We start from the raw sequence: 25272 nt of genomic DNA on the forward strand, positions 1-25272 counted from the left end.
GTGCGCCAAGGCGAGCAACTGCATCCCGCCATCCTCAAGCCCAACGGCAAGCCAGGCAAGCAATCCGATGCCCACAACTTGTTGCGTCGCTTCCACGCGCATGCCGATGCCATCCTGCGTTTCATCGTGGACCCGGCAGTCCCGTTTAGCAACAACATCGCGGAACGCGCCGTGCGCATGCCCAAGGTCAAACAAAAAATCTCAGGCTGTTTCCGCACCGTCGAAGGCGCCAACAATTTCTGTCGCATCCGCTCCTGCCTCGACACCCTGCGCAAGCAAGGCCACAGCATGCTCGACGTGCTGTACCGTGCATTTATTGGCGATCCGATCATGCCTGCTGCATAGCGGCTGAACAGTTACCTCGAATGAAACACAGGATGGTTGTCTGTTTTGATGGCGGTTGGCTTGCCATACTCCCCAATTGCCAGAAAAACACAACCCAAGAAGGTCCAGGAGTTAAAACGCTTCAGGTATTGCATCGCCGCATTCAGACGGCTTCCATGATCGATGATGCCAAAAACGATATTCTGGGTCTTGTTGGCATCGGTCACGCAAGTGGTGTCGATACCCCACACACTATTCAACGGAACCTGCTCGGGCACCCGATGTTTCAATTTCTTTTGAAGATGCAGGGCCTCATGGGCTTCCTTGATCAGAAGTTCGCGCACCCAGGTGCGGCCTACGGAAACACCGCTGGACGCGGAATACAACTGGTTGAACATGTCGGCCAGTTTGCGGTGCGATAGGCCGAAGCGTTCATGCAACTCCAGACTTCGCGATCTTACCCACGCCTCCTTTTTGGCAGGAAAGCCGTTCCTCGCCAATGCCGCATCGCCCCCCTGCTCTTGCTTGCGCCTGCCGCGCCGCTTGACCACGCCAGATCGTGGCCAACGCAGATTTTCAAAAACCCAAACAATCAACACAATGCAAATGCAGACAGTGGCCAGATAAAATATTTCTAGCCAAAATGGCGCATTACCCAACGTCAAGAATCGGAAAACGCGGGTATCGAAAGCAGCGCCGACCAGTAGTGAAAATCGAAGCAGTAACGCAGGAACATCTTAGAATAGAACCGAAAATGTGAACAAATGAAATGTATCCAAAAATTCGGCCAACTGTTTAGCTAGAAACGAAAACAAAACATTGAGGCGTACAGTGCTACTTCGACCGCTTGGCCGGCGGCGCCACGCCGGCGCAAGTGGCCGACTACATCATCAACGTCAATGGAATCCAAGCGGATCAATTTTCCCGCCGGTCATCTGCCGAGGTAAGCGATAAGACGGTCCAGCAGGCCAGCACAAAGGGCAAGGTGAAGTACGGCAGCGCCAGTGCACCAAAAAGCAAACACAGCGCCGTGCTAAAGGCTGCGCCGACTAGTAAAAGCCGCCAGGAGCGTTTGTGCGTCGGCAGGCCAAGCACCACAAGAATGCCGTTGATACCTATGCCAATTGCCTGCGCAGAAAAACCCGCCTGAGGCCATGCGGCCTCCCCCACCGCCACCATCGCCATGGCGAGCAAGCCGACAGCCAGCACCCATAGGCCTTGCCGCCGCTGCCGCCAGATCAGCGCGGCCCACATCAACATGCCCAATCCCGCCGAACCGACAAATGCGATCTGGCCGAACGCACAAAACACATAGTCCATCGGCGCCCCCACACATGCGCCGGCAGTTGCGGCGGCGGCTAACTGCCGCAACCCCAACATCGGCGCCGTGCCGGCGGCCAGCCACATGGTGAGCACGAACCAGATGGTCAGCATCGGCAATCTGGCGCGTTGGAATAGGCGCATCAACACGCAACTGGCGACGCTGGCGCAGATGATCCATGCCAGCAACGCCGCGTTGAATTGGTAGCATGCGCATAGGCCGATGCCGCTCAGGGCGGCGTTGTAGCCGTACAGGCCCGCATTGCGCTGCTCGACCGGAAAGCGTGCCAGCACGGCGGTGGCCGTGGCTGTGCCGACGCCGAGCAGACAACCCAGCGCCAGAACGGGGCCGGTCAGGTAAAGGCAAAGCAGGAAAACCAAGCCAAACAAGGGCGAGGTTTGGAAGTAGATCTGGCCGATGCCGGCCAGTTGGCTGCGCAGTGCGGCCGGTATGAACCGACCGCCCCGACTGCCGATGATGGCGGCGCGGCGCGCAGCGGGAACCGTGCCGCGCCGCGCGCGGGCGCCAGGCGAGCGCGCCTGCATGATGCGGGGCCGCCGGCGCTAAGCCGCCGCCGGCACCACCGGCCAGATCTGCGCGATGCGCAGCAGGTTGGTGCTGCCCGGCTGGCCAAAGGGCACGCCGGCGGTGATGGCGATGCTGTCGCCGGCCACGGCGAAGCCCTGTTCCAGCGCCGCCTGGCAGGCCGCCGCCACCATGCGGTCGACGTTGCGCACGTCCTGGCTGACGGTGGAGTGCACGCCCCATGCCAGCACCAGCCGGCGCGCCGTCGACAAATTCGGCGTGATGCTGAGGATGGGCGCCATCGGCCGCTCGCGCGCGGCGCGCAAGCTGGTGTGGCCGGAGCTGGTGTAGGTGACGGTGGCCACCGCGCCGACGATCTGCGTCACGTCGCGCAGCGCCGAGCAGATGGCGTCGCCGCTGTTGGGCAGCGGCGCCTGGTTCTGCGCGTCGATCATCTGGCGGTACAACGGGTCTTTCTCCACCTCGCGGATGATGCGGTCCATGATCTGCACCGCCTCGACCGGATAGGCGCCGCTGGCCGATTCGGCCGACAGCATCACGGCATCGGCGCCGTCGTAGATGGCGCTGGCGACGTCGGAGGCCTCGGCCCGCGTCGGCACCGGCGCCGAAATCATCGATTCAAGCATCTGTGTGGCGATGACGATGGGCTTGCCGTGCTGGCGACAGGCGCGCAGGATGCGCTTCTGCACGCCGGGCACGCGCTCGGGCGGCAGTTCCACACCCAGGTCGCCGCGCGCCACCATGATGGCGTCGGAGACGGCGACGATGGCGTCCAGGCCGTCGAGCGCCGCCGGTTTCTCCAACTTGGCCAGCAGCGCGGCGCGGTTGCCGATGATGGCGCGCGCCTGCAGCACATCCTCGGGCCGCTGCACGAAGGACAGCGCGATCCAGTCGGCGCCCATCTCCAGCGCGAAGTCGAGGTCGCGCAGATCCTTCTCGGTCAGCGCCGGGATAGGCAGCACAACGTCCGGCACGTTGACACCTTTGCGGTCGGACAGCACGCCGCCGTTGACCACGCGGGTGCGGATGGAGCGGTGGTCGGCGCTGCGGCCCAGCACCTCCAGGCGCAGCTTGCCGTCGTCGAGCAGCAGCGACTGGCCGGCGTCGATCACTTCGAACAGCTCGGGGTGCGGCAGACAGACCCGCTTGACGTCGCCCGGCGCGGGGTCGCGGTCGAGCGTGAACTCGGCGCCAGCCTCCAGCGTCACCCTGCCCTCGGCGAACTGGCCGACGCGCAGCTTGGGTCCCTGCAGATCGGCCAGGATGGCGATGGGCCGACCGGCGGCACGCTCGATCTCGCGCACGATGTTGCAGCGCGCTTGGTGGTCCTGGTGGCTGCCGTGGCTGAAATTGAAGCGGAACACGTCCGCCCCGGCGTTGAACAAGGCCTGGATGGCCTCCTTGCTGCTGCTGGCCGGGCCGAGTGTGGCCACGATTTTGGCTTGGCGTAGACGTCGCATGTGATCCCCTTGATTATATTTTTTTGTGTGACGGACGGCGCGCTACAGCACCAACACGGCGCGGAAATCGTTGACGTTGGTGCGGGTCGGACCGCTGACCACCAGGTCGTCGAGGGCGCTGAAGAAGCCGTAGCCGTCATTGTTTTCCAACAGCGTGCGGGCGCGCAGGTTGAGCGCCTGGCCGCGCGCCAGCGAGTCCGGCGCGTACAGGGCGCCGGCGTTGTCCTCCGAGCCGTCGATGCCGTCGGTATCGCAGGCAATGGCGTGGATGCCGGGATGCGCCTCCAGCGCCACGCCAAGACTGAGCAGAAACTCGGCGTTGCGGCCGCCACGGCCGCTGCCGCGCACCGTCACCGTGGTCTCGCCGCCGGAGATGATGACGCAGGGCCGCTGGAACGGTTGGCCGCGCGCCGCCACCTGGCGTGCCATGGCGGCATGCATGACGGCGATGTCGCGCGACTCGCCCTCGATACCGTCGGACAGGATATAAGGCGTGATGCCGGCGGCGCGGGCGTGCTGCGCCGCCGCCTCCAGCGCGTCCTGGGCGATGGCGATGACGTGGTGCTCGTTGCGGGCGAAGCGGGGGTCGTTCGGCTTGGGCGTTTCGCCGGCGCCGGATTCCAGATGCTCGCGCACGTTGGCCGGCACCTCGATGGCGTACTTGCGCAGCACGGCCAGCGCGTCCGCGCAGGTGGTCGGGTCGGGCAGGGTCGGGCCGCTGGCGACGATGCCGGGATCGTCGCCCGGCACGTCGGAGATCAGCAGCGTGACCACGCGGGCCGGCGCGCAGGCCAGCGCGAGGCGGCCCCCCTTGATGGCGGACAGGTGTTTGCGCACGCAGTTCATTTCGGAGATCGCGGCGCCGCTCTTGAGCAGCGCGCGGTTGATCGCCTGCTTCTGCTCCAGCGTGATGCCGGGCGCCGGCAGCGCCAGCAGCGACGAGCCGCCGCCGGAGATCAGGCACAGCACCAGATCGTTCTCACTCAGGCCGCGCACCATCTCCATGATGCGGCCGGCGGCGCGCAGACCCGCCTCGTCCGGCACCGGATGGGCCGCTTCGATCACTTCGATGCGCTGGCAGTCGACGCCGTGGCCGTAGCGCGTCACCACCAGGCCGGAGATGTCGCCTTGCCAGTGCTGTTCGACGGCGCGCGCCATGGCGGCGGCGCCTTTGCCGGCGCCGATCACCAGCGTGCGGCCGTTGACGGGCGGCGTGGGCAGATAGGCGGGCAGGCATTTCTCGGCGCTGACGGCGGCGACGGCGCTGCCGTACAGCTCAAGCAAAAATTGGCGGGGATTGAAGGTGCTCATCCTGGTGCTTTCATAAAAAAGAGCGCGGCGGCGGTGACGCAAGGGAGTAAAGACGCCGCCGCGCTGAGGGAAACGTGGTCAGACCGCTGCGCTCACGCCTCGGCGATCTGGTGGTTGGACATCAGCTCGATGGCGCGGCACAGCGCCGAGTGGTCCAGGCCACCCATGCCGTTGGCGGTGCAGGCGTTCATCAGCTCCTGCGCGGTGGCGGTGTTGGGCAGCGACACGCCGAGCGCCTTGGCGCCCTGCAGCGCCAGGTTCAAGTCCTTCTGGTGCAGTTCGATGCGGAAGCCGGGATTGAAGGTGCGCTTGACCATGCGCTCGCCGTGCACTTCGAGGATGCGCGAGGCGGCAAAGCCACCCATCAGCGCCTCGCGCACCTTAGCCGGATCGGCGCCGGCCTTGGAGGCGAACAGCAGCGCCTCGGCCACCGCCTGGATGGTCAGCGCGACGATGATCTGGTTGGCCACCTTGGTGGTCTGGCCGTCGCCGTTGCCGCCGACCAGGGTGATGTTCTTGCCCATCATCTCGAACAACGGCTTGACGATGTTGAAGGCCGCCTCGGGACCGCCGACCATGATGGTCAGCGAGGCCGCCTTGGCGCCAACCTCGCCGCCGGAGACCGGCGCATCCAGGTAGTCGCAGTCCAGCGCGTTGATCTTGCGGGCGAATTTCTTGGTCTCGATCGGCGAGATCGAGCTCATGTCGACCACGATGGAGCGGGGCCGCAGGCCTTCCGCCACGCCCTTCTCGCCGAACAGCGCGGCTTCGACGTGCGGCGTGTCCGGTACCATGACGATGATGATATCGGCGCGCATGGCCACTTCGGCGGCCGAGGTGCAGACGGTGGCGCCGGCTTCGATCAGCGCGAACGGCGGGTTCTTGATGTCGTGCAGGTAGAGCTTATGGCCGCCGGCCAGCAGGTGTTGTGCCATTGGCGCGCCCATGATACCCAAACCGATAAATCCGACTCTCGACATGATGATCTTCCTTTGAATGTGTGTGATTAGTGTTCGTTTTACAGACAGCCTTTACCTACGGCTAACTTGCCGGCGGCTACAAAACCACCCAAAGGCAAAGAGCCGGGGTCGGACTCCCCGCCTTGGCGCGGCGGGTCCGACCCCAGATTTACGCCTGTGGGGTTTCCGTGCTTGGCTAGCGGCGCCACCTACAGGCCGTGTTCGGCGCGCCAGGCCAGGCCCACCGCCGTATCCCCGCGCGGTTTGTACTCGCAACCTATCCAGCCGTCGTAGCCGAAGCTGTCCAACTGGGCGAACAGGAAGCGGTAGTTGATCTCGCCGGTACCCGGTTCGTTGCGACCCGGGTTGTCGGCCAGCTGAACGTGGCGGATCAGCGGCAGATAAGCCTTGATGCTCGCGCTCAGCTCACCCTCCATGCGCTGCATGTGGTAGATGTCGTACTGGATGAACAGGTTGTCCGAACCGGTCGCCTCGATAATGCGGGCCGCCTGGCTGGTGCGCGACAAGAAGAAGCCGGGGATGTCGAAGGTGTTGATCGGCTCGATCAGCAGGCGGATGCCTTCCTGCTTCAACGCGTCGGCGGCGAACTTCAGGTTGGCCACCACGGTGCGTTCGGCGCTCTCCAGGCTGACGTCCGGCGGCACGATGCCGACCAGGCAGTTAAGCTGCTTCACACCGAGCGCCTTGGCGTAGATGACGGCCTGCTGCACCCCTTGGCGGAACTCTTCGACCCGCTGCGGATGACAGGCGATGCCGCGCTCGCCGGCCTCCCAGTTCCCGGCCGGCAGATTGTGCAGCACCAGTTCAAGGTCGTTGGCCTGCAGGCGCGACACCAGCTCCTTCACCTCGTATGCATAGGGGAAGAGGAACTCGACGGCCTTGAAACCGGCGGCCGCCGCCGCCTCAAAACGGTCGAGGAACGGTACTTCGTTAAACAGCATGGTCAGATTGGCTGCCAGTTTGCTCATGTCGCTTCCTTTCGTGTCAATTCAGTTCAGTCGAGCAGCGAGATGGCGGTCGGCGCATCGGCACGGCCGACGGCCAGTTCCTCGAACTCGTTGATGTTGTTGATGTCGACGCCCATCGCGATGTTGGTGACACGCTCCAGAATCACTTCGACCACCACCGGCACGCGGAACTCCTCCATCCAGGCCTTGGCTTGCTTGAAGGCGTCCTGCAGGTCGTCCGGTTTGGTGACGCGGATCGCCTTGCAGCCCAGGCCCTCGACGACGGCGACGTGGTCGACGCCATAGCCGTTCAGCTCCGGCGCATTGATGTTCTCGAAGGCCAGCTGGACGCAGAAGTCCATGTCGAAGCCGCGTTGCGACTGGCGGATCAGGCCCAGGTAGGAGTTGTTGACCACCACGTGCAGGTAGGGCAGCTTGAACTGCGCGCCGACGGCCAGCTCCTCGATCATGAACTGGAAGTCGTAGTCGCCGGAGATGGCCACCACGCTGCGCTGCGGATCGGCCGCCACCACGCCCAGCGCGGCGGAGATGGTCCAACCGAGCGGACCGGCCTGGCCGCAGTTGATCCAGTGGCGGGCGTTGTAGACGTGGAGGAACTGCGCGGCGGCGATCTGCGACAGGCCGATGGTGCTGACGTAGCAGGTGTCGCGGCCGAAAGCCAGATTCATCTCCTCGTAGACGCGCTGCGGCTTGACCGGCACCTGCTCGAAGTGGGTCTTGCGCTGCATGGTGCGTTTGCGTTCCTGGCACTGCGCCACCCAGGCGGAGCGGTCGCGCAGTTTGCCGGCGGCCTTCCATTCGGTGGCCACTTCGATCAACAGCCGCAAGGCGTGGGCGGCGTCGGAGACGATGCCGAAGTCGGGACCGAAGACGCGGCCGATCTGGGTTGGCTCGATGTCGATGTGGACGAACTTGCGGTCCTTCGTGTAGACCTCGATCGAGCCGGTGTGGCGGTTGGCCCAGCGGTTGCCGATGCCGAACACGAAGTCGGAGGCCAGCACGGTGGCGTTGCCATAACGGTGGCTGGTCTGCAGGCCGGCCATGCCGACCATCAGCTTGTGGTCGTCGGGGATCACGCCCCAGGCCATCAGGGTCGGCACCACCGGCACGCCGGTCAGTTCGGCGAACTGCACCAGCAGCTCGGCGGCGTCGGCGTTGATGACACCGCCGCCCGGCGTCAGCAGCGGATGCTCGGCCGAGTTCATCATGCCCAGCGCTTTTTCGATCTGCGCGCGGGTCGCCTTCGGCTTGTACGGTTCGAGCGGCTGATAGGTGTCCGGGTCGAATTCGATCTCGGCCATCTGCACGTCGAACGGCAGGTCGACCAGCACCGGGCCGGGACGGCCGGAGCGCATGATGTGGAAGGCCTGCTGGAACACCATCGGCACCAGGGCCGGCTCGCGCACGGTGACGGCCCACTTGGTGACCGGCTTGGCGATGGATTCGATGTCGACCGCCTGGAAGTCCTCCTTATACAAACGGGCCCGTGGCGCCTGGCCGGTAATGCAAAGAATAGGTATGGAATCCGCCTGGGCCGAGTAGAGCCCGGTAATCATGTCGGTGCCGGCCGGGCCGGAGGTGCCGATGCACACGCCGATGTTGCCGGCGGTGGCGCGGGTGTAGCCCTCGGCCATGTGCGAGGCGCCCTCGACGTGACGCGCCAGAATGTGCTTGATCGTACCCTGCTTCTTCAAACCCGCGTAGAATGGGTTGATCGCCGCACCCGGCACGCCGAACACCTGGTGTACGCCCTCTTTTTCCAAAACGATTGCTGCTGCCTGCGCTGCGGTCATGCGTGCCATGCTGGTCTCCCTGAGCTATGATGTTTGAACTGATGAGTCACATCGTAGCGGCAAAGGACGGCCGTGATAAGAAGACAAAAACTCGCTTTATTCGATACTCCTTGTATCGAATACTTGTGGAATAATGGGCCATGGACAAACTCACCCAAATCGAGGCCTTCGTCGACGTGGCCGAAAAGGGCAGCCTGGTGAAGGCGGCGCTGGGCCAGCACATCACTCCGGTGATGCTGGGCCGGCGCATCGACGCGCTGGAGAAGCGCCTCGGCGTCAAGCTGATGCACCGCACCACGCGGCACCTGACCTTGACCGAACAGGGCACGCTTTACCTCGACCACTGCCGCAAGCTGCTGGCCGACCTGGGCCACGCCGACCGCATGGTCTCCGAGGGCCGCCACCGCGCCACCGGCCACCTCACCGTGTCGGCGCCGGCCGCCTTCGGCCGCAAGCATGTGGCGCCACACGCTGCCGGTTTCGTGCGCGCCCATCCCGACGTGCAGATTTCCTTCAACCTGACCGACCGCGTGGTCGATCTGGTGCGCGACGGTTACGACGTCGGCATCCGCATCGGCGGCGTCATCGATCCCAGCTTCGTCGCCGTCAAGCTGGCCAGCAACCGCCGCGTGGTGTGCGGCACGCCGGACTACTTTGAACGCAAGGGCATCCCGCGCACGCTGGAGGATCTGGCGCAGCACAACTGCCTGGCCTTCAATCTGCAGGGCGGCCAGCAGCGCGGCTGGTACTTCCAGCAGAACGGCAGGCAGGTGACCATGCGCGCCGACGGCAATTTGAACTGCAACGACGGCGAACTGCTGCACCGCTGGGCCACCGAGGGACTGGGCCTGGCCTGGCGCTCGTCGTGGGAGATCGAATCGCAACTGGCCTCGGGTGAACTGATCACGGTGCTGGACGATTTCGCGCTGCCGCAATACGACATCATCGCGGTGTATCCACAGCAGCGCCATTTGCCGGCCAAGGTGCGCTTTTTCATCGACATGCTGAAGGAGATCTACGCCCGCCCCGACTACTGGCTCACACGCTAGCGCATCACCTTCTCCACACCTCAAAAGCGGCCATGTGCCGCTTTTTTTTCGCCGCAAACCGGCGTCTCAAAACGCGGCTCAAAACGCGGCTCACAGCGCGACTCACAGCGCGCCTTCAAGCCTGAAAAACGGCCTGTTTTTCCTCGCAAAAATCAAACCTCACAGCAATAAATATTTCAAAAATATACATTTCCGCACCGCACCAAAAGTGTAAATAAAGCATCTAATTATTTGTGAACTTTTTGTGTCTTTTTTTTGACAATTTGTTAAATATTCGAATTCGGCAATTTGCCACTGGCATAAAGCAAGCTGAGCATTTTTTTCGCGAAACTTGCATAACGTAAGTTAACATCGTTTAACTGAGCCATATACACACAGTAAACCGCCCGCGTATTACCACAATTTGACAGTTAATATTATCTGTTGGATCAAAGTGACAAAAGAACATTTTTGATAAAAATTGTCACAACGGTGCTATATTTCCGTTGGCAAATAGGTATCAACTATCAGATTGATTGCCATTCGAACGATGGTTACCGCCATTCATTTCTCAACACTTTTTGCGATGTCCCGACATGGTCTTTAGCAACTCGGTTTTGGTAATTCCAGCCCCCGGCGAGCAGGTGCCGGCCCACTTCAACGACACCGCGCGCAGCTATCCCCGCAGCGCCGTGATCCCACAAATCTTCGAACGGATTGCCGCCGCCGCGCCCGAGCGCATCGCCCTGGACGACCTGACGGAGCAGCTCAGTTATGCCGAGTTGAACCGCCGCGCCAACCGACTGGCCCATCTGCTGCTCGAACTGGGCGTGGGACCGGACCGCCGCGTCGCCCTGCTGTTCGAACGCGGCATCGGCATGGTGGTTGCCAGCCTGGCCGTGCTGAAGGCCGGCGGCGCCTATCTGCCGCTCGATCCGGCCACGCCGCCGGCCCGTCTGGCCGAGATCCTGGCCGACGCCGCGCCGCAAGCGCTGCTGTGCACCAGCGCCATCGCCGGCCTGGACTGCGGCGCCGCCCTGGTCGAGCTGGCGCGCGACGGTGAACGGCTGGCGCGCCAGCCCGAACACAATCCCGACCCGGCCGCCAGCGGACTGCATGCCCGCCACCTGGCCTATGTCATGTACACCTCCGGCTCGACCGGCGCGCCGAAGGGCGTGATGATCGAGCACCGCAGCGTGCTGCGGCTGGCGCTCAACAGCGGCTTCGCCCCGCTCGACGAGCGTGATTGCGTGGCCCATTGCGCCAACCCGGCCTTCGACGCCGCCACCTGGGAGATCTGGGGCGCGCTGCTGAACGGCGCCCGCCTGCTGGTGCTGGCGCCGGACACGGTGTTGCGGCCGCGGGCCTTCAACGACGCGCTGATCGCCGGCGGCGCCACCGCGCTGTGGCTGACGGCCGGCCTGTTCCACGAATACGCCGACGCGCTGGAGCCAGCCTTCGGCCGACTCACCTGGCTGCTGGCCGGCGGCGACGTGCTCGATCCCAAGCGCCTGGCCGCCGTGCTGGCCAAGTCCAGCCGGCCGCGCCATCTGCTCAACGGCTACGGTCCGACCGAGACCACCACCTTCGCCACCACCTTCGAGATCGACGCCGCCGCCGCGCGGGCCGGCGCCGTCCCCATCGGCCGGCCGATCGGCAACACCCAGGTGCGCATCCTCGACGAACACGGCCAACTGCTGCCCTTCGGCGCCACCGGCGAAATTTGCATCGGCGGCGACGGCGTGGCGCGCGGCTATCTGAACCGGCCGGAGCTGAGCGCCGAGCGTTTCGTGGCCGATCCATTCAGCACCGAGCTCGACGCCCGCCTCTACCGCAGCGGCGACCTGGGGCGATGGCGGGCCGACGGCAACATCGAATTCGTCGGCCGCAACGACTTCCAGGTCAAGCTGCGCGGCTTCCGCATCGAGCTGGGCGAGATCGAGGCGCGTCTGGCGGCCTGCTCCGGCGTGGACGAGGCGCTGGTGCTGCTGCGCGAGGACTACCCGGACGACAAGCGCCTGGTCGGCTACCTGCGCCAGCAGGCCGGCGCCGACGCCATCGACACAGGCGCCGTGCGCGCCGCGCTGAAACGCGCGCTGCCGGCCTACATGCAGCCCAGCGCCCTGCTGGTGTTGGCGCGCTTTCCCTTGACGGTGAACGGCAAGATCGACCGCAAGGCGCTGCCGGCACCGGCCCGCGCCGACGCCGCCGGGAGCGACTACAACGCGCCGGAAGGCGACAGCGAACAAGCCTTGGCGCTGTTGTGGCAGGAGCTGCTGGCGCTGCCGCAGGTGGGCCGGCACGACAACTTCTTCGAGCTGGGCGGCCATTCCTTGCTGGCGCTGCGCTTGATGTCGCGCCTGCGCCAGCAGTTCGACGTCGAACTGACGCCGCGCGTGCTGTTCGAACATCCCACCGTCGCCGGCCTGGCCGCCCAGTTGAGCGGCGCCGACCGGGTCCGCTGGGTGCCCATGGCCGCCGGCGAACCTGGCGCCGCCGGCACAACCGGCACAGCCGGCATCCCGGCCGGGCACGCGCCCTTGTCGCACGCCCAGCAGCGCCTGTGGTTCCTGCACCAGCTCGACTCCGCCGCCGGCCTGGCCTACCACATGCCGGTGGCCTACCGGCTCAGCGGCACGCTGCACGAGGACGCGCTAAAGGCCGCGCTGGCGCGCATCGTGCAGCGCCACGACAGCCTGCGCACGCGCTTTGTCATGCTCGACGGCGCGCCGGTGCAGCGCGTCGCGGCGGCCAAGCAGACCCCGCCGTTGCTGGAGCAAGACCTGAGCTACCTGGACGAACCCGAGCAGGCGGCCGCGCGCGGCGCCCTGTACGCCGCCGAGATCGCCCGTCCCTTCGACCTGGCCGCCGGCCCGCTGCTGCGGGTGATGCTGCTGCGCTTGGCGCCGGAGCTGCACGAGCTGCTGCTGATCCAGCACCACATCATCTCGGACGGCTGGTCGATGGGTGTGCTGAAAACCGAGCTGGGCGCGCTGTACAGCGCCTTCAGCCAGGGCCGGCCCGACCCGCTGCCGCCGCTGCCGTTGCAGTACGCCGATTACGCCGCCTGGCAACGCCAGCCGGCGCAGGCCGCCGCGCTGCAACGGCAACTGGGATTCTGGCGCGCCCACCTGGAGGGCGCGCCGGTGCTGCTGGAGCTGCCGACCGACCGGCCACGGCCGGCGCGGCAAAGCTATCGCGGCGGCCGCGTCGCCTTCGCGCTGGACGCCAACGCCAGCGCGGCCCTGCGCCAGCTCGGCCAGCGCCACGGCGCCACCCTGTTCATGGTGCTGCTGGCCGGCTGGTCCGCCTTGCTGGCGCGCCTGAGCGGCCAGGACGACATCGTGGTCGGCACGCCGGTGGCCAACCGCCAACGGCCGGAAGTGGAGGCCTTGATCGGCTTCTTCGCCAACACGCTGGCGCTGCGCGTTCGCCTGGACGGCAATCCCGCCACCGCCGCCCTGCTGGCGCGGGTGCGCGAGACCACGCTGGCGGCCTACGAGCACCAGGAGCTGCCGTTCGACCACCTGGTCGAAGCGCTCAATCCGCCGCGCAGCATGGCGCACGGCCCGCTGTTCCAGACCGTCCTGGCGCTGGACAACACGGGCGCCGAGCATCTCGACCTGCCGCCCGAGCTGGCGCTGCGCGAAACCAGCCTGCCGCAAAACACCACCCACTTCGATCTGTCGCTGTTGTTGGCCGACGACGGCCGCCAGGTGGCCGGCCACATCGAGTACGCCAGCGACCTGTTCAACCACGCCACCATGCGGCGCCTGGCCGACAGCCTGCACATCCTGTTGGCCGGCATGGCCGCCGACGACACGCTGCCGCTCAGCCGCCTGCCGCTGCTGGCGCCGGCGGCGCGCCGGCAGTTGCTGGTCGACTTCAACGCCACCACCACTGCGTATCCGCGCGACGACCTGATCCACCGGCAGTTCGAACGCCAGGCCGCCGCCACGCCGGACGTGATCGCGCTGTGCTTCGGCGCCGAACGTCTCAGCTACGCCGAGTTGAACCGGCGCGCCAACCGTCTGGCCCACGCCCTGCTCGCGCTCGGCCTGGCGCCGGACGACCGCGTCGCGCTGCAGCTGTGGCGCGGCAGCGCGCTGGTGGTGGCCATGCTGGCCGTGCTGAAGGCGGGCGCCGCCTACCTGCCCTTGGAACCGGACGCGCCCGCCGCCCGCCTGGCGCACATCCTGAGCGATGCCGCGCCGCGCGCGCTGCTGTGCGCGCCGGCCACCGCGCGCTCGCCGCAATTGGCGACGCTCGGTGCGACGTTCAACGGAGTTCTGCTGCAGCTCGACGAACACGGCGGCGGCGCCGACGGCGACCAACTCGGCATCGCCAGCCGATCCGACGCCAACCCGGACGCCGCCGCCCTCGGCCTGCACACGCGCCACCTGGCCTACGTGATCTACACCTCCGGCTCGACCGGCCTGCCGAAAGGCGTGATGGTCGAGCACCGCAACGTGCTGCGGCTGGTGCTCAACAGCGGCTACGCGCCGTTGACGGCGGAGGACTGCGTGGCGCACTGCGCCAACCCGGCCTTCGACGCCGCCACCTGGGAGATATGGGGCGCGCTGCTGAACGGCGCCCGCCTGCTGGTGCTGCCGGCGCAGACGGTGCTGCGGCCGCAGGCGCTCAACGCCGCCCTGCTCGACGGCGGCGTCACCGCGATGTTTCTGACCACCGGGCTGTTCCACGAATATGTCGACGCGCTCGAACCGGCCTTCGCCCGCCTGCGCTGGCTGATGACCGGCGGTGAGGTGCTCGACCCGCAGCGCGCCGCCCGCGTGCTGGGCAAGGCGGGCCGGCCGCGCCACCTGCTCAACTGCTACGGACCGACCGAGACCACCACCTTCGCCACCACCTGCCAGCTCGGCGCCGAGACGGCGCAGGCGCGCGCCATCCCCATCGGCCGGCCGATCGGCAACACCAGCGTCTACCTGCTCGATGGCGAGGATCAGCCGGTGCCGATCGGCGTGGCCGGCGAGATCTGCATCGGTGGCGACGGCGTGGCGCGCGGCTATCTGAACCAGCCGGTGCTGAGCGCACAACGCTTCGTCACCGATCCGCTCAGCGGCGTCGAGGGCGCCCGCATGTACCGCAGCGGCGACCTGGGACGCTGGCGCGCCGACGGCAACCTCGAATTCATCGGCCGCAACGACGAGCAACTGAAGCTGCGCGGCTTCCGCATCGAACCGGGCGAGATCGAGGCGGCGCTGACGGCCTGCCCCGGCGTGCGCGAAGCGCTGGTGCTGCTGCGCGAGGACAGCCCCGGCGAGCGCCGTCTGGTCGGCTATTTCAGCGCGACCGACGGCGCCGACCTCAAGCTGGAAACGGTGCGGCAGGCTTTACGGGCGGCGCTGCCCACCTACATGCTGCCCAGCGCCCTGGTGCGGCTGGCGCGCTTTCCGCTGACGCCGAACGGCAAGGTGGACCGGCGCGCCCTGCCGCCACCGGGCGACACCGCGGCGCCGGACCACGCGGCGGACAGCACCACGGCGGCGCCCGCCGCGGCGCTCAGCGCCGAGGAGGAGGAGCTGGCCGAACTGTGGCGCGCGCTGCTGCGCCCGCCACCGCTTGCCGCCGGCGACAATTTTTTCGACCTCGGCGGCCACTCGCTGCTGGCGGTACGGCTGGTGGCCCGCATCGAACAGCACTACGGCATCGAGTTCCCGCTCGACGCCGTGTTCGAGGCGCCGACACTGAACCAGATGGCGGCACGCATCGCCATCCTGCGGGCCGACTACCAGCCCGAGGCCCTCGACGACCTGCTGCGCCAGCTGGAAGGCCTCAGCGACGAGCAGGCCAGCCAGCGTCTGGGCCACGCTTGGACGCCACCCACCTCCATGCCACCGCCGCAACAGCCGCAGCGGCCGGAGCCATCACAACAATAGGCAGCAGACACCAACGCGGCGCACGCCGCCCTTGCCCCCCAATAGCCACAACCACGACTCACACTGGATGACATCATGACTGATTTGAACCAACGACTGGCCGGCCTGTCGCCGGAAAAACGCGCCCTGCTGATGCAGCAGCTGAGCAAACAAACCACCCCGCCGGTGAGCCGCGACATCGGCCGCCGGGCGCGCCCGGCCCGCGTGCCGCTCTCCTTCGCCCAGCAGCGCCTGTGGTTCCTCGACCAGTTGGAGCCTGAATCGCCGGTCTACAACGTGCCCAGCGCGATGTGGATGCAGGGCCGGGCCAACGCCGCCGTGCTGGAACGGGCGCTGGGCGAAATCGTCGCCCGCCACGAAGTGCTGCGCACCGTCATCGTGCAGGACGAGGCCGGCCCGCACCAGCGGGTGCTGGCGGCGGCGCCGTTCACGCTGGAGCGGCTCGACGTCGGCACGCTGCCGGCCGAACAGCGCCGCGCGGCGGCGCTGCGCCTGGCGCGCGACGAGGCGCGCCGTCCGTTCAAGCTGTCCAGCGGCCCGCTGCTGCGCGCAGTGCTGATCCGGCTCGACGAGCAGCAGCACCTGTTCGTGCTGAACGCCCACCACATCGCCTTCGACGGCTGGTCGCACGGCGTCATCTTCGCCGAGCTGTGCGCGCTGTACGACGCCTTCCAGGCCGACCAGCCGTCGCCACTGGCCGAGCTGCCGATCCAGTACGCCGACTACACCTTGTGGCAAAACGAGCTGCTGGCCGAAGGCAGCGCCACGCTGGCGCGCCAGCTGGACTATTGGAAGGAGCGCCTGGCCGGCCAATTGCCGGTGCTGGAGCTGCCCGGCGACCGGCCGCGCCCGGCCGTGCAGAGCAAGCGCGGCGCCGCCCGCTGCCACCGCATCGCCGCCACCCAGTACGAGGACATCAAGCGCTTCGGCCGCGACGAGGGCGCCACGCCGTTCATGGTGGTGGCCGCCGCCTTCCAGACGCTGCTGGCGCGCTACTCCGGCCAGGACGACCAGATCGTCGGCGTCGGCGTGGCCAACCGCCGCCGCCAGGAAATGGAACCGCTGGTCGGCTTCTTCGTCAACACGCTGGCGCTGCGCACCGACCTGTCGGGCGACCCAAGTTTCCGCGAGCTGCTGGGCCGCGTCAAGGAGGGCACGCTGGGCGCCTACTCGCACCAGGACCTGCCGATCGAACGGCTGCTGGAGGAGCTGGACCTGGAGCGCTCGCTAAGTCATTCGCCGCTGTTCCAGGCCATGCTGTTCTTCCAAAACTTCCCGCCGCAAGAGGTCAATCTACAGGGCCTGACCTTGATCCCGACCGAACACGGCGCGCTCGACGCCGGCACCGCGCGGGCCGACCTGACCTTGTTCGCCGGCGAGGAGGACGGCGGCCTTAGCCTGTATCTGGAATACGCCACCGACCTGTTCGACGCCGCCACCATCGACGCCTTCGCCGGCCACCTGGGCCAGCTGCTGCGTGCGGCCGTCGCCGCGCCGCAGCTGGCCCTGTCCAAACTGGAGATCCTGGCGCCGGACCAGCGCCGTCAATTGCTACATGACTGGAACGCCAGCGCCCAACCGATGCCGGCGCAGGCCAGCGTGCACGCCATGTTCGAAGCCCAGGCCGCCCGCACGCCGGACGCCGTCGCCTTGCGCCACCTCGGCCGCAGCGTCAGCTACGCCGAGCTGGATCGCCGCGCCAACGCGCTGGCCCGGGCGCTGACGGTGCAAGGCGTCGGCCCGGGCGACCTGGCCGGCCTGTTCGTGCGCCGCTCGCCGGAGATGATGGTGGCCCTGCTGGGCATCCTCAAGGCCGGCGCCGCCTACCTGCCACTCGACCCGGCCTATCCGGCCGAGCGGCTGGCCTTCATGCTGGAGGACTCGGCCGCCCGCGTCGTCGTCACCGAACGCGCCCTGCTGGAGCAATTGCCGGCCCAGGCGCCCGCCACATTGCTGCTCGACGCGCTGGGCGAAGTGGCCGAAGTGGCCGGGCTGGCCGAGGCGCCGGCTATCGCCCTGGCCGCCGACGCGCTGGCCTACGTGATCTACACCTCCGGCTCGACCGGCCGGCCCAAGGGCGTGCTGCTGCCGCACCGCGCGGTGGTCAACTTCCTCGCCTCGATGGCGCGGCGGCCCGGCATGACGGCGGCCGACCACGTCTGCGCCGTCACCACGCTGTCGTTCGACATCGCCGTGCTCGAACTGCTGCTGCCGCTGACGCTGGGCGCCAGCATCGAGATCGCCGACAGCGCCACCGCCGCCGACGGCGCCGCCTTGGCGCGCCTGATCGAGAGCAGCGGCGCCACCTTCATGCAGGCCACGCCGGCCACCTGGCGCATGCTGCTTGAAGCGGGATGGAGCGGCCGCGCCGGTCTGACCGCGCTGAGCGGCGGCGAGGCGCTGACGCGCGAGCTGGCCGACCGCTTGCTGGAGCGCTGCGGCGCGCTGTGGAATATGTATGGCCCGACCGAGACGACGATCTGGTCGACGCTGGAACAGGTGACGCCGGGCGAGGCAGCTATCAGCATCGGCCAGCCGATCGCCAACACGCAAATCTACGTGGTCGACGCCCACATGCAGCTGCAACCGGCCGGCGTGCCGGGCGAAATGCTGATCGGCGGCGCCGGCGTGGCGCTGGGCTACCTGCGCCGCGCCGAGCTGACGGCGGAGAAGTTCATCGCCGATCCGTTCAATCCAGCCACGCCGGACGCCAAACTGTACCGCAGCGGCGACCTGGCGCGGCGCTGCCGCGACGGCCGCATCGAGGTGCTGGGCCGGATCGACAACCAGGTCAAGCTGCGCGGCTACCGCATCGAACTCGGTGAGATCGAGGCGGTGCTGCAGGAGCATGCGGCGCTGGCCCAGGCGGTGGTGATCTGCCGCGAAGACCAGCCCGGCGACAAGCGCCTGGTGGCCTACCTGGTCGCCGCGGCCGGCGCCAGCGTGCCGCCGGCCGCCGAGCTGCGCGCCCACAGCGCCGGCCGTCTGCCCGAATACATGCTGCCGTCGGCCTTTGTCGCCCTGCCCCAGCTGCCGTTGACGCCAAACGGCAAAATCGACCGGCGCGCGCTGCCCAAACCGGATGGCGCCAGTGTCGAGGGCGCCGGCTACCGCGCCCCGCGCAACGCCGACGAGGAGGCGCTGTGCACGCTGTGGGCCGAGGTGCTGGCGCTGCCGCAGGTCGGCATCGACGACGACTTCTTCAAGCTGGGCGGCCACTCGCTGCTGGCGACGCGGCTCATCATGCGCGTCCAACAAACCCTGGGCACCGAGCTACAACTACGCAGCCTGTTCGAGGCGCCCACCGTGGCCGCCTTCGCCGAGCTGCTGCTGCGCACCCGCCTCGACGATGTCGGCGATGGCGCCCTGGCCGCCATGCTCGACCAGCTCGAAGGTCTTTCCGACGCCAACATCGACGCGCTGCTGGCCGGCGCCGTGGAGCAACAATGAATCAGCCATCCCAACCCGGCGGCGCCACGGCGGAAGACCGCCTGGCCCGCCTGACGCCGCAGCAGCGCGCGCTACTTTTGCAGCGCCTGAGCGCCGGCAGCAAAGGCGCCGAGCACGCCGCGCCCGACCTGGCCGGCAGCATCGCGGCCCTGCCGCCGCTGGCCGACGGCACGCCGTTCGCCCAGGCGCCGGCGCAGCAGCGCATCTGGTTCTTCGAACGGCTGCAACCGGGCAGCGGCGCCTACAACCTCTACCAACACCAACGCCTGCGCGGCGCGCTCGACGCCGAAGCCTTGCAGACCGCCTTCGAGGCCATCGTCGCGCGCCACGCCGCCCTGCGCACCGGCTTCAGCGAACTGGCCGGCCAGCCGCTGCAAACCGTCCACGCCGAGGTCGCCTTCCATATGCGGCGGCTGGACCTGTCGGCGCTGCCGTGCGCCGCGCGCGAGACGGAACTACTCCGCCTGGCCAGCCGGGAGAACGCCCATCCCTTCGACCTGGCCTGTCCACCGCTGTTGCGCGCCACGCTGGTGCGCCTGGCCGACGACGACCACGCGCTGTTGGTGGTGTTGCACCACATTGTAGGCGACGCCTGGTCCAGCGACGTGCTGGCCGCGGAGCTGGAGCTGCGCTACAACACCCTGCTCAACGGCGCCGCCGGCGAAGCGCAGGAATGGACGCCGCCGCAGCCCAGCTTTGCCGACATCGTGCGCTGGCAAACCGCGCCGGCGCAGCAGCGCAAGCTGGAACGTGAGCTCGACTACTGGCGCGGCGCGCTGGCCGGCGTCAGCGGCGCGCTGGCTCTGCCGACCGACAAGCCCCGGCCCGACACGCTAAGCGCGGCCGGCGCCCGCCACAGCTTCCTCCTGCCGGCCGAATTGGTCGAAGGACTGGAGCAAACCGCACGCAATGAAAACGCCACACTGTTCATGGTGCTGCTGGCCGCCTTCCAGTGTCTGCTGGGCCGCCACGCCGGGCAGGACGACGTGGTGGTCGGCACGCCCTTCGCCAACCGGGGACGGGCCGAATTCGAACCTTTGATCGGATTGTTCGCCAACACGCTGCCAATGCGCGGCGACCTGTCCGCCGATCCCTCGTTCCGCCAACTGTTGGCGCGCACCCGCAGCTACTGTCTGGATGCCTACAGCCATGCCGACACGCCCCTGGAGCGCATCGTCGACATCCTCAAGCTGGAGCGGGTGCCCGGCCGCAGCGCGCTGCTGCAAACCATGTTCGTCCTGCAGCCCGGGGTGGACAAACCAATGCAGCTGCGCGGCCTGCGCGCCGAAGCCCTGCATGGCGACTTCGACCGCGCCCGCTTCGAGCTGACCTTGTCGCTGACCCGCCAGGCCGACGGCATGCTGGCGGCGTTCGACTACAGCACCGACTTGTTCGAGTCGGCCGGCATCGCCCGCATGGCCGGCCAGTACCTGGTCCTGCTCGGCGGCGTGGTGCGTGAGCCGGACTGCGCGCTGTCGCGCCTGCCGCTGCTCGACGCGACCCAACGCGCCGAGCTGCTCGCCCTGGCCGACGGCGGCCCCGCCGCCGCCTTGCTGGCGCCGCCGGCTGGCGGCAATCTGTTCGGCTGGGTCCGCGCCCAGGCAGCGCTGCGGCCGGATGCCGCCGCGCTGCTGGCGCCGGATGCGCGGCTCAGCTACGCCGAGTTGGTGCGCGCGGCCGACGCCGTGGCCCGGCAACTGCGCGAACTCGGCGCCGGCCCGGGCCGCCGCGTCGCCCTCCTGGCCGACCGCTCGGTCGATGCCTTGGTCGGCCTGCTCGGCATACTGGCGGCCGGCGCCGCCTATGTGCCGCTCGATCCGGCCCACCCGGACGAACGCCTGGGCCATATGCTGGACGACGCCGGCGTCGGCGCGCTGGCCTTCCCGGCGCCGCTGGGCCGCCGCGCCGACCGGCTGGCCGGCAAGCGCCCGCTGCCGCTGTTGAATCTGGACTGGCGTGAACTGGTAACAGAGGCAGCACTGGCCGGCGAACCGGCCAACCCGCCGCCGCAGGAAGCGCCGGCCGCCACGCGCCGCATGTCGGCAGCGGCACCGGCCGCCGCGCCCATTGCGGACGCCGCCGAAGCCTACGTCATCTACACCTCCGGCTCGACCGGCACACCGAAGGGCGTCTCGATCAGTCACGCCGGCGTCATCAATCTGGTGCAGGCCTTCGCTTTGCGCCACGACTGCGCCGGCCACCGCCTGTTGATGATCCCGCCGCTGCAGTTCGACGCCTCGGTCGGCGACATTTTCCCCGTGCTGGCGGCCGGCGCCACGCTGGTGCTGCATCCCGCGCCGAACGAGCTGGGACCGCGCGAACTGGAACGCTACTGCGCCGACTTCGACATCAGCGCCATCGACGCGCCGGCCGCACTGTGGCGGCGCTGGACCGAGGGCCTGGGCCAGGACGCCGCCGGCGGCGCACGCGCCACGCCGCTGCTGCCGTCGCTGCGCATGTTGATGTTCGGCGGCGAGGCCGTGCCGCTGTCGCTGGTGCGCCGCTTCGCCGCGCTGACCGGCCAGCGCGTCACCCTGAGCAACCACTACGGCCCCACCGAGGCCACCGTCTGCGCCACGCTGCTCAGCACCATCGACGGCGCCGGACTGGCCGGACCGGACCTGCCGATCGGCCGGCCGCTGCCCGGCGTGCAAACGCACGTGCTGGACGCCCATCTGCAACTGGCCCCGCGCGGCGTCGTCGGCGAACTGTGCATCGGCGGCGCCGGCGTGGCGCGCGGCTACCTGAACGCGGCCGAACTGGACGCCGCCCGCTTCGTCGCCGACCCGCTGGCGGCCGAGCGCGACACCGGCGCGGGCAGCGGCGCGGCCCGCCTGTACCGCAGCGGCGACCAGGCCCGCTGGAACGCCGACGGCAGCCTGCACTTCATCGGCCGCAGCGACCACCAGGTCAAGCTGCGCGGGGTGCGCATCGAACTCGGCGAGGTCGAAGCCGCGCTGAGCGACTACCCCGGTGTCAGCGCCGCCGTCGCCAGCGTGTGCGAGCTGGCGCCCGGCGAGCGCCGCCTGGTGGCCTACTTCGTCGCCGGCGGCGACGCCGTGGTCGACAGCGCCAGCCTGCGCACCTTTCTGGCCGGCCGACTGCCGGACGCCATGCTGCCGTCGCTGTTCCAACGCCTGGACGGCATGCCCTTGACCGTCAACGGCAAGGTCGACCGCCGCGCCCTGCCGGCGCCGACGGCCATGCCGCAGGATGCGCCGCAACGCGTCGCCACGCCGCCACACAACGACACCGAGCGCGCCATCCTGGCGATCTGGAGCGAGCTGCTGGCGCGCCATGACCTGGGCACCGACGACGAATTTTTCAGCGTCGGCGGCGACTCCCTGCTGACCCTGCCGCTGGTGTTCCATCTCGGCCTGGCCTTCAACGTCGAGGTGCCGCTCAGCGCCGTGTTCGCCGCGCCCACCGTGGCGGCGCTGGCGCGGGTGGTCGACGATCTGCGCGCCGGCATCGCACCGGCGCAGCTGGACCTGGTCGCGCAGGTGCGACTGCCGGACGAGATCGACCCGGCGCGTGCCCTGCCGGCGCGCGCCCCGCGCGCGCTGCCGGACTGCGTCTTCATCACCGGCGCCACCGGCTTCCTCGGCGCCTACATGCTGCGCGACCTGCTCGACATGACCGCCGCCCGCATGCTCTGCCTGGTGCGCGCGGCCGACCAAGCCGACGGCCTGCGCCGCATCCGCGCCAACCTGGAAGGCTACGGCCTATGGCGCGACGGCGACGAGCGGCGCATCGAAGCCCTGCCGGGCGACCTGGCCGCGCCGTCCTTCGGCCTCGACCCGGCCGGCTTCGCCGCGCTGGCCGACCGCGCCGACGTGATCTTCCACAACGGCGGCCAGGTCAACTTCCTCGCCCCCTACCAGAGCCTGGAGGCGGCCAACGTGGGCGGCACGCGCGACGTGCTGCGCCTGGCCAGCAGCGGCCACCTCAAGCCGGTGCATGTGGTCTCGACGCTGGGCGTCTACCTGACCGAGGACCAGCTCGACGCCACCATCAGCGAGCAATCGCCGCCGCCAACGCCGGCCGGCCAGCACGGCGGCTACAACCAGAGCAAGTGGGTGGCCGAGCAGCTGGCCTTGGCTGCCCGCGCACGCGGCCTGCCGGTGGCGTTGTACCGGCCGGCGCGCATTACCGGCGACAGCCGCCACGGCACCGCCAACCTGGCCGACTACTTCCATTCATGGATCAAGGGCTGCGTCCAATTGGGCCTGGCGCCGAGCGGCGACGGCGACAGTTTCGACATGGCGCCGGTCGACTATGTCAGCCGCGCCATCGTCCAGTTGGCGCTCGGCGCCGGCGCGGCCGACGGCAATTTCCACTTGCTCAACCCGCAACGCATGGCCGTGGACGATCTACTCGCCTGCCTGCGCGACGCCGGCCATGCCGTCGCGCCGACCGACTACGCCAGTTGGCGCCTGGCCCTGCTGGCCGCCACCACCAACTCGCGCGACAACGCCCTGGCCAGTTTCGCCGCGATGTTCCCGCCGGCCGAGCGGATCGACGCGCGCGAACCGCGCTTCGATTGCGGCGCGACGATGGCGGCGGTGGCGCCGCTGGGCACCGTTTGCCCGCCGGCCGACCGCAATTTGATGGCGACCTATCTGCGCTACATGCAGGCGCGCGGCTTCCTGCCGGCACCGGTTACGGCTTCGGCTTCGGCTACGGCAGCGTCGGAGCAGCGCGCATGAGCGGCGCCGCACACCAGGCCAAGGTGGCCAAGCTGGCCGGCCTGCGCAACTTCCTGCTGATCTGGTTCGGCCAGCTGGTGTCCGGCGTCGGCTCGCGCCTGTCGGCCTTCGCGCTGGGCATCTGGGTCTTGCAGAGCACCGGTTCGACCACCCGCTTCGCGCTGATCTTCGTCGCCATGGCGGTGCCGGCGCTGCTGGTGTCGCCGCTGGCCGGCGCCCTGGTCGACCGCTGGGACCGGCGCCGCGTCATGCTCGGCTGCGAATTGCTGTCGGCCGCCACCATGCTGACGCTGGCCGCGCTGCTGGCCTTCGACCAACTGGCGCTGTGGCACATCTACGCCGGCGTCGGGCTGTCCTCGTTGGCCAACGCCTTCCTGGCGCCGGCCTACTCGGCCAGCATTCCTCTGCTGGCCACGCGTGAACAGCTCAGCCGCGTCAACGGCCTGGTGCAAACCGGCGCCGCCGTGGCCCAGGTGGCCGGGCCGCTGCTGGCCGGGGTACTGGTCAGCAGCATCAGCCTATACGGCGTGCTGCTGGTCGATGCCGCCAGCTTCCTGACCGGCGCCGTCGCCCTGGCCTTTGCACGGGTGCCGCGGCCGCCGCGCGCCGCCCCGGCCGAAGGCGACAGCCTCTGGCGCGAGGCCGGCGAAGGCTGGCGCTACGTGCGCTCGCGCGGCGGCCTGCTTGGCCTGCTGTCCGTCTTCGGCATCAACAACTTCCTGTTCGGCATAGCCAGCATCGCCATCACTCCGCTGGTGCTGTCCTTCGCCGACCCGGCCATGCTGGGTCTGCAAATGGGCTTGGGCGGCGCCGGCCTGTTGTTGGGCGGTTTGGCGATGACCGCCAGCGGCGGGCCGACGCGGCGCATCCACGGCGTGCTCGGTTGCTCGCTGCTGGCCGGCCTGGCCCTGGCGCTGCACGGCCTGGCGCCGTCGATGCTGCTGCTGACGGCGGCCGGCTTCGTGCTGTTCGCCATGCTGCCGGTGATCAGCGCCTGCAACGACAGCCTGTGGCAGAGCAAGGTGCCGGCCGCGCTACAGGGCCGCTGCTTCGCCATCCAGCGCGTGCTGTCGGAGTCGGCCATGCCGGTCGGCTACGTCCTGGCGGGGCCGCTGGCCGAACGACTGTTCGAACCGCTGCTGGCGCGCGATGGCGCCTTGGCCGGCTCGATAGGAACATGGATTGGCACCGGCGCCGGACGCGGCATCGGGCTGATGTTCATCACGCTGGGGCTGCTGATGGCGGCCATGGCTTTGGCGGCATGGTGCGTGCCTGCGGTACGCCGTGTCGAACAATTGCCGGACGCCTGTGAAGGCCCGGCGCAAACAACGGAGCGCGGCCAGATGGCGCCGGCTGGCCATGGCGGCCAAGCCGGCGCCGCCTGAGGCGCGCGCCACGCAAGTGGATCACAACAATCTTCGATGGTGAATATGATGACTCAAACAGAACTTCATACAGCACTGCCACGGGCCACCTGCCCGA

The 25272-nt window shown here is 68.4% G+C and carries 13 protein-coding genes; 6 read left to right on the plus strand and 7 right to left on the minus strand.

What is annotated here, in order from left to right:
- Nucleotides 1-345, plus strand: a 345-nt coding sequence (locus H7U20_RS09450) for an IS66 family transposase (RefSeq protein ID WP_199758905.1), incomplete at its 5' end; no start/stop codon positions are given.
- A gap of 11 nt (nt 346-356) precedes the next feature.
- Here the strand turns inward: H7U20_RS09450 and H7U20_RS09455 are convergent.
- The 7 genes from H7U20_RS09455 to gcl all read right to left on the minus strand — a co-directional run bounded on the left by H7U20_RS09455 (nt 357) and on the right by gcl (nt 8712).
- Entirely contained in the window at nt 357-923 is a 567-nt protein-coding gene (locus H7U20_RS09455) for a hypothetical protein (RefSeq protein ID WP_199758906.1), read from the minus strand.
- Nucleotides 924-1239: 316 nt separating this feature from the next.
- Nucleotides 1240-2190, minus strand: a complete 951-nt coding sequence (locus tag H7U20_RS09460) for an urea transporter (RefSeq protein WP_199758907.1) — start codon at nt 2188-2190, stop codon at nt 1240-1242.
- A gap of 18 nt (nt 2191-2208) precedes the next feature.
- Nucleotides 2209-3651, minus strand: coding sequence for a pyruvate kinase (gene pyk / locus H7U20_RS09465; protein WP_199758908.1), 1443 nt, complete (start codon nt 3649-3651; stop codon nt 2209-2211).
- Between the two features lie 42 nt (nt 3652-3693).
- Nucleotides 3694-4962, minus strand: coding sequence for a glycerate kinase type-2 family protein (locus tag H7U20_RS09470; RefSeq protein ID WP_199758909.1), 1269 nt, complete (start codon nt 4960-4962; stop codon nt 3694-3696).
- Nucleotides 4963-5054: 92 nt separating this feature from the next.
- On the minus strand, nt 5055-5942 hold the full coding sequence (locus H7U20_RS09475) for a 2-hydroxy-3-oxopropionate reductase (protein ID WP_199758910.1): 888 nt from the start codon (nt 5940-5942) through the stop codon (nt 5055-5057).
- A 188-nt stretch (nt 5943-6130) separates the two neighbouring features.
- Nucleotides 6131-6910, minus strand: a complete 780-nt coding sequence (hyi, locus tag H7U20_RS09480) for a hydroxypyruvate isomerase (RefSeq protein WP_199758911.1) — start codon at nt 6908-6910, stop codon at nt 6131-6133.
- 26 nt (nt 6911-6936) lie between these two features.
- Nucleotides 6937-8712: a glyoxylate carboligase gene (gene gcl / locus H7U20_RS09485; RefSeq protein WP_199758912.1), complete on the minus strand. Its 1776-nt coding sequence runs from the start codon at nt 8710-8712 to the stop codon at nt 6937-6939.
- A 131-nt stretch (nt 8713-8843) separates the two neighbouring features.
- Between gcl and H7U20_RS09490 the strand changes: the two genes are divergently transcribed.
- The 5 genes from H7U20_RS09490 (at nt 8844) to H7U20_RS09510 (ending at nt 25175) form a co-directional block, all read left to right on the plus strand.
- Nucleotides 8844-9752 (plus strand): LysR family transcriptional regulator, encoded by a 909-nt coding sequence (locus tag H7U20_RS09490; RefSeq protein WP_199758913.1) that lies wholly within the window; start codon nt 8844-8846, stop codon nt 9750-9752.
- A 596-nt stretch (nt 9753-10348) separates the two neighbouring features.
- On the plus strand, nt 10349-15631 hold the full coding sequence (locus H7U20_RS09495; protein WP_199758914.1) for a non-ribosomal peptide synthetase: 5283 nt from the start codon (nt 10349-10351) through the stop codon (nt 15629-15631).
- A gap of 75 nt (nt 15632-15706) precedes the next feature.
- Nucleotides 15707-19081, plus strand: a complete 3375-nt coding sequence (locus H7U20_RS09500) for a non-ribosomal peptide synthetase (protein ID WP_199758915.1) — start codon at nt 15707-15709, stop codon at nt 19079-19081.
- Complete coding sequence (locus tag H7U20_RS09505) at nt 19078-23790, plus strand: non-ribosomal peptide synthetase (protein ID WP_199758916.1); 4713 nt, start codon at nt 19078-19080, stop codon at nt 23788-23790. Before H7U20_RS09500 ends, H7U20_RS09505 begins: the two co-directional genes overlap by 4 nt.
- Nucleotides 23787-25175 (plus strand): MFS transporter, encoded by a 1389-nt coding sequence (locus tag H7U20_RS09510; protein WP_199758917.1) that lies wholly within the window; start codon nt 23787-23789, stop codon nt 25173-25175. The genes H7U20_RS09505 and H7U20_RS09510 overlap by 4 nt, the downstream gene beginning before the upstream one ends.
- The last annotated feature ends 97 nt before the right edge of the window (nt 25176-25272 follow it).

It is taken from the genome of Rugamonas violacea (assembly GCF_016461825.1).
Classification (GTDB): Bacteria; Pseudomonadota; Gammaproteobacteria; order Burkholderiales; family Burkholderiaceae_D; genus Rugamonas.

Coding starts and splice junctions, on each gene's coding strand:
- H7U20_RS09475 (WP_199758910.1), bottom strand. CDS start 5,942: ATGTCGAGAGTCGGATTTATCGGTTTGGGTATCATGGGCGCGCCAATG.
- H7U20_RS09500 (WP_199758915.1), top strand. CDS start 15,707: ATGACTGATTTGAACCAACGACTGGCCGGCCTGTCGCCGGAAAAACGC.
- pyk (WP_199758908.1), bottom strand. CDS start 3,651: ATGCGACGTCTACGCCAAGCCAAAATCGTGGCCACACTCGGCCCGGCC.
- H7U20_RS09505 (WP_199758916.1), top strand. CDS start 19,078: ATGAATCAGCCATCCCAACCCGGCGGCGCCACGGCGGAAGACCGCCTG.
- H7U20_RS09510 (WP_199758917.1), top strand. CDS start 23,787: ATGAGCGGCGCCGCACACCAGGCCAAGGTGGCCAAGCTGGCCGGCCTG.
- H7U20_RS09470 (WP_199758909.1), bottom strand. CDS start 4,962: ATGAGCACCTTCAATCCCCGCCAATTTTTGCTTGAGCTGTACGGCAGC.
- gcl (WP_199758912.1), bottom strand. CDS start 8,712: ATGGCACGCATGACCGCAGCGCAGGCAGCAGCAATCGTTTTGGAAAAA.
- hyi (WP_199758911.1), bottom strand. CDS start 6,910: ATGAGCAAACTGGCAGCCAATCTGACCATGCTGTTTAACGAAGTACCG.
- H7U20_RS09490 (WP_199758913.1), top strand. CDS start 8,844: ATGGACAAACTCACCCAAATCGAGGCCTTCGTCGACGTGGCCGAAAAG.
- H7U20_RS09460 (WP_199758907.1), bottom strand. CDS start 2,190: ATGCAGGCGCGCTCGCCTGGCGCCCGCGCGCGGCGCGGCACGGTTCCC.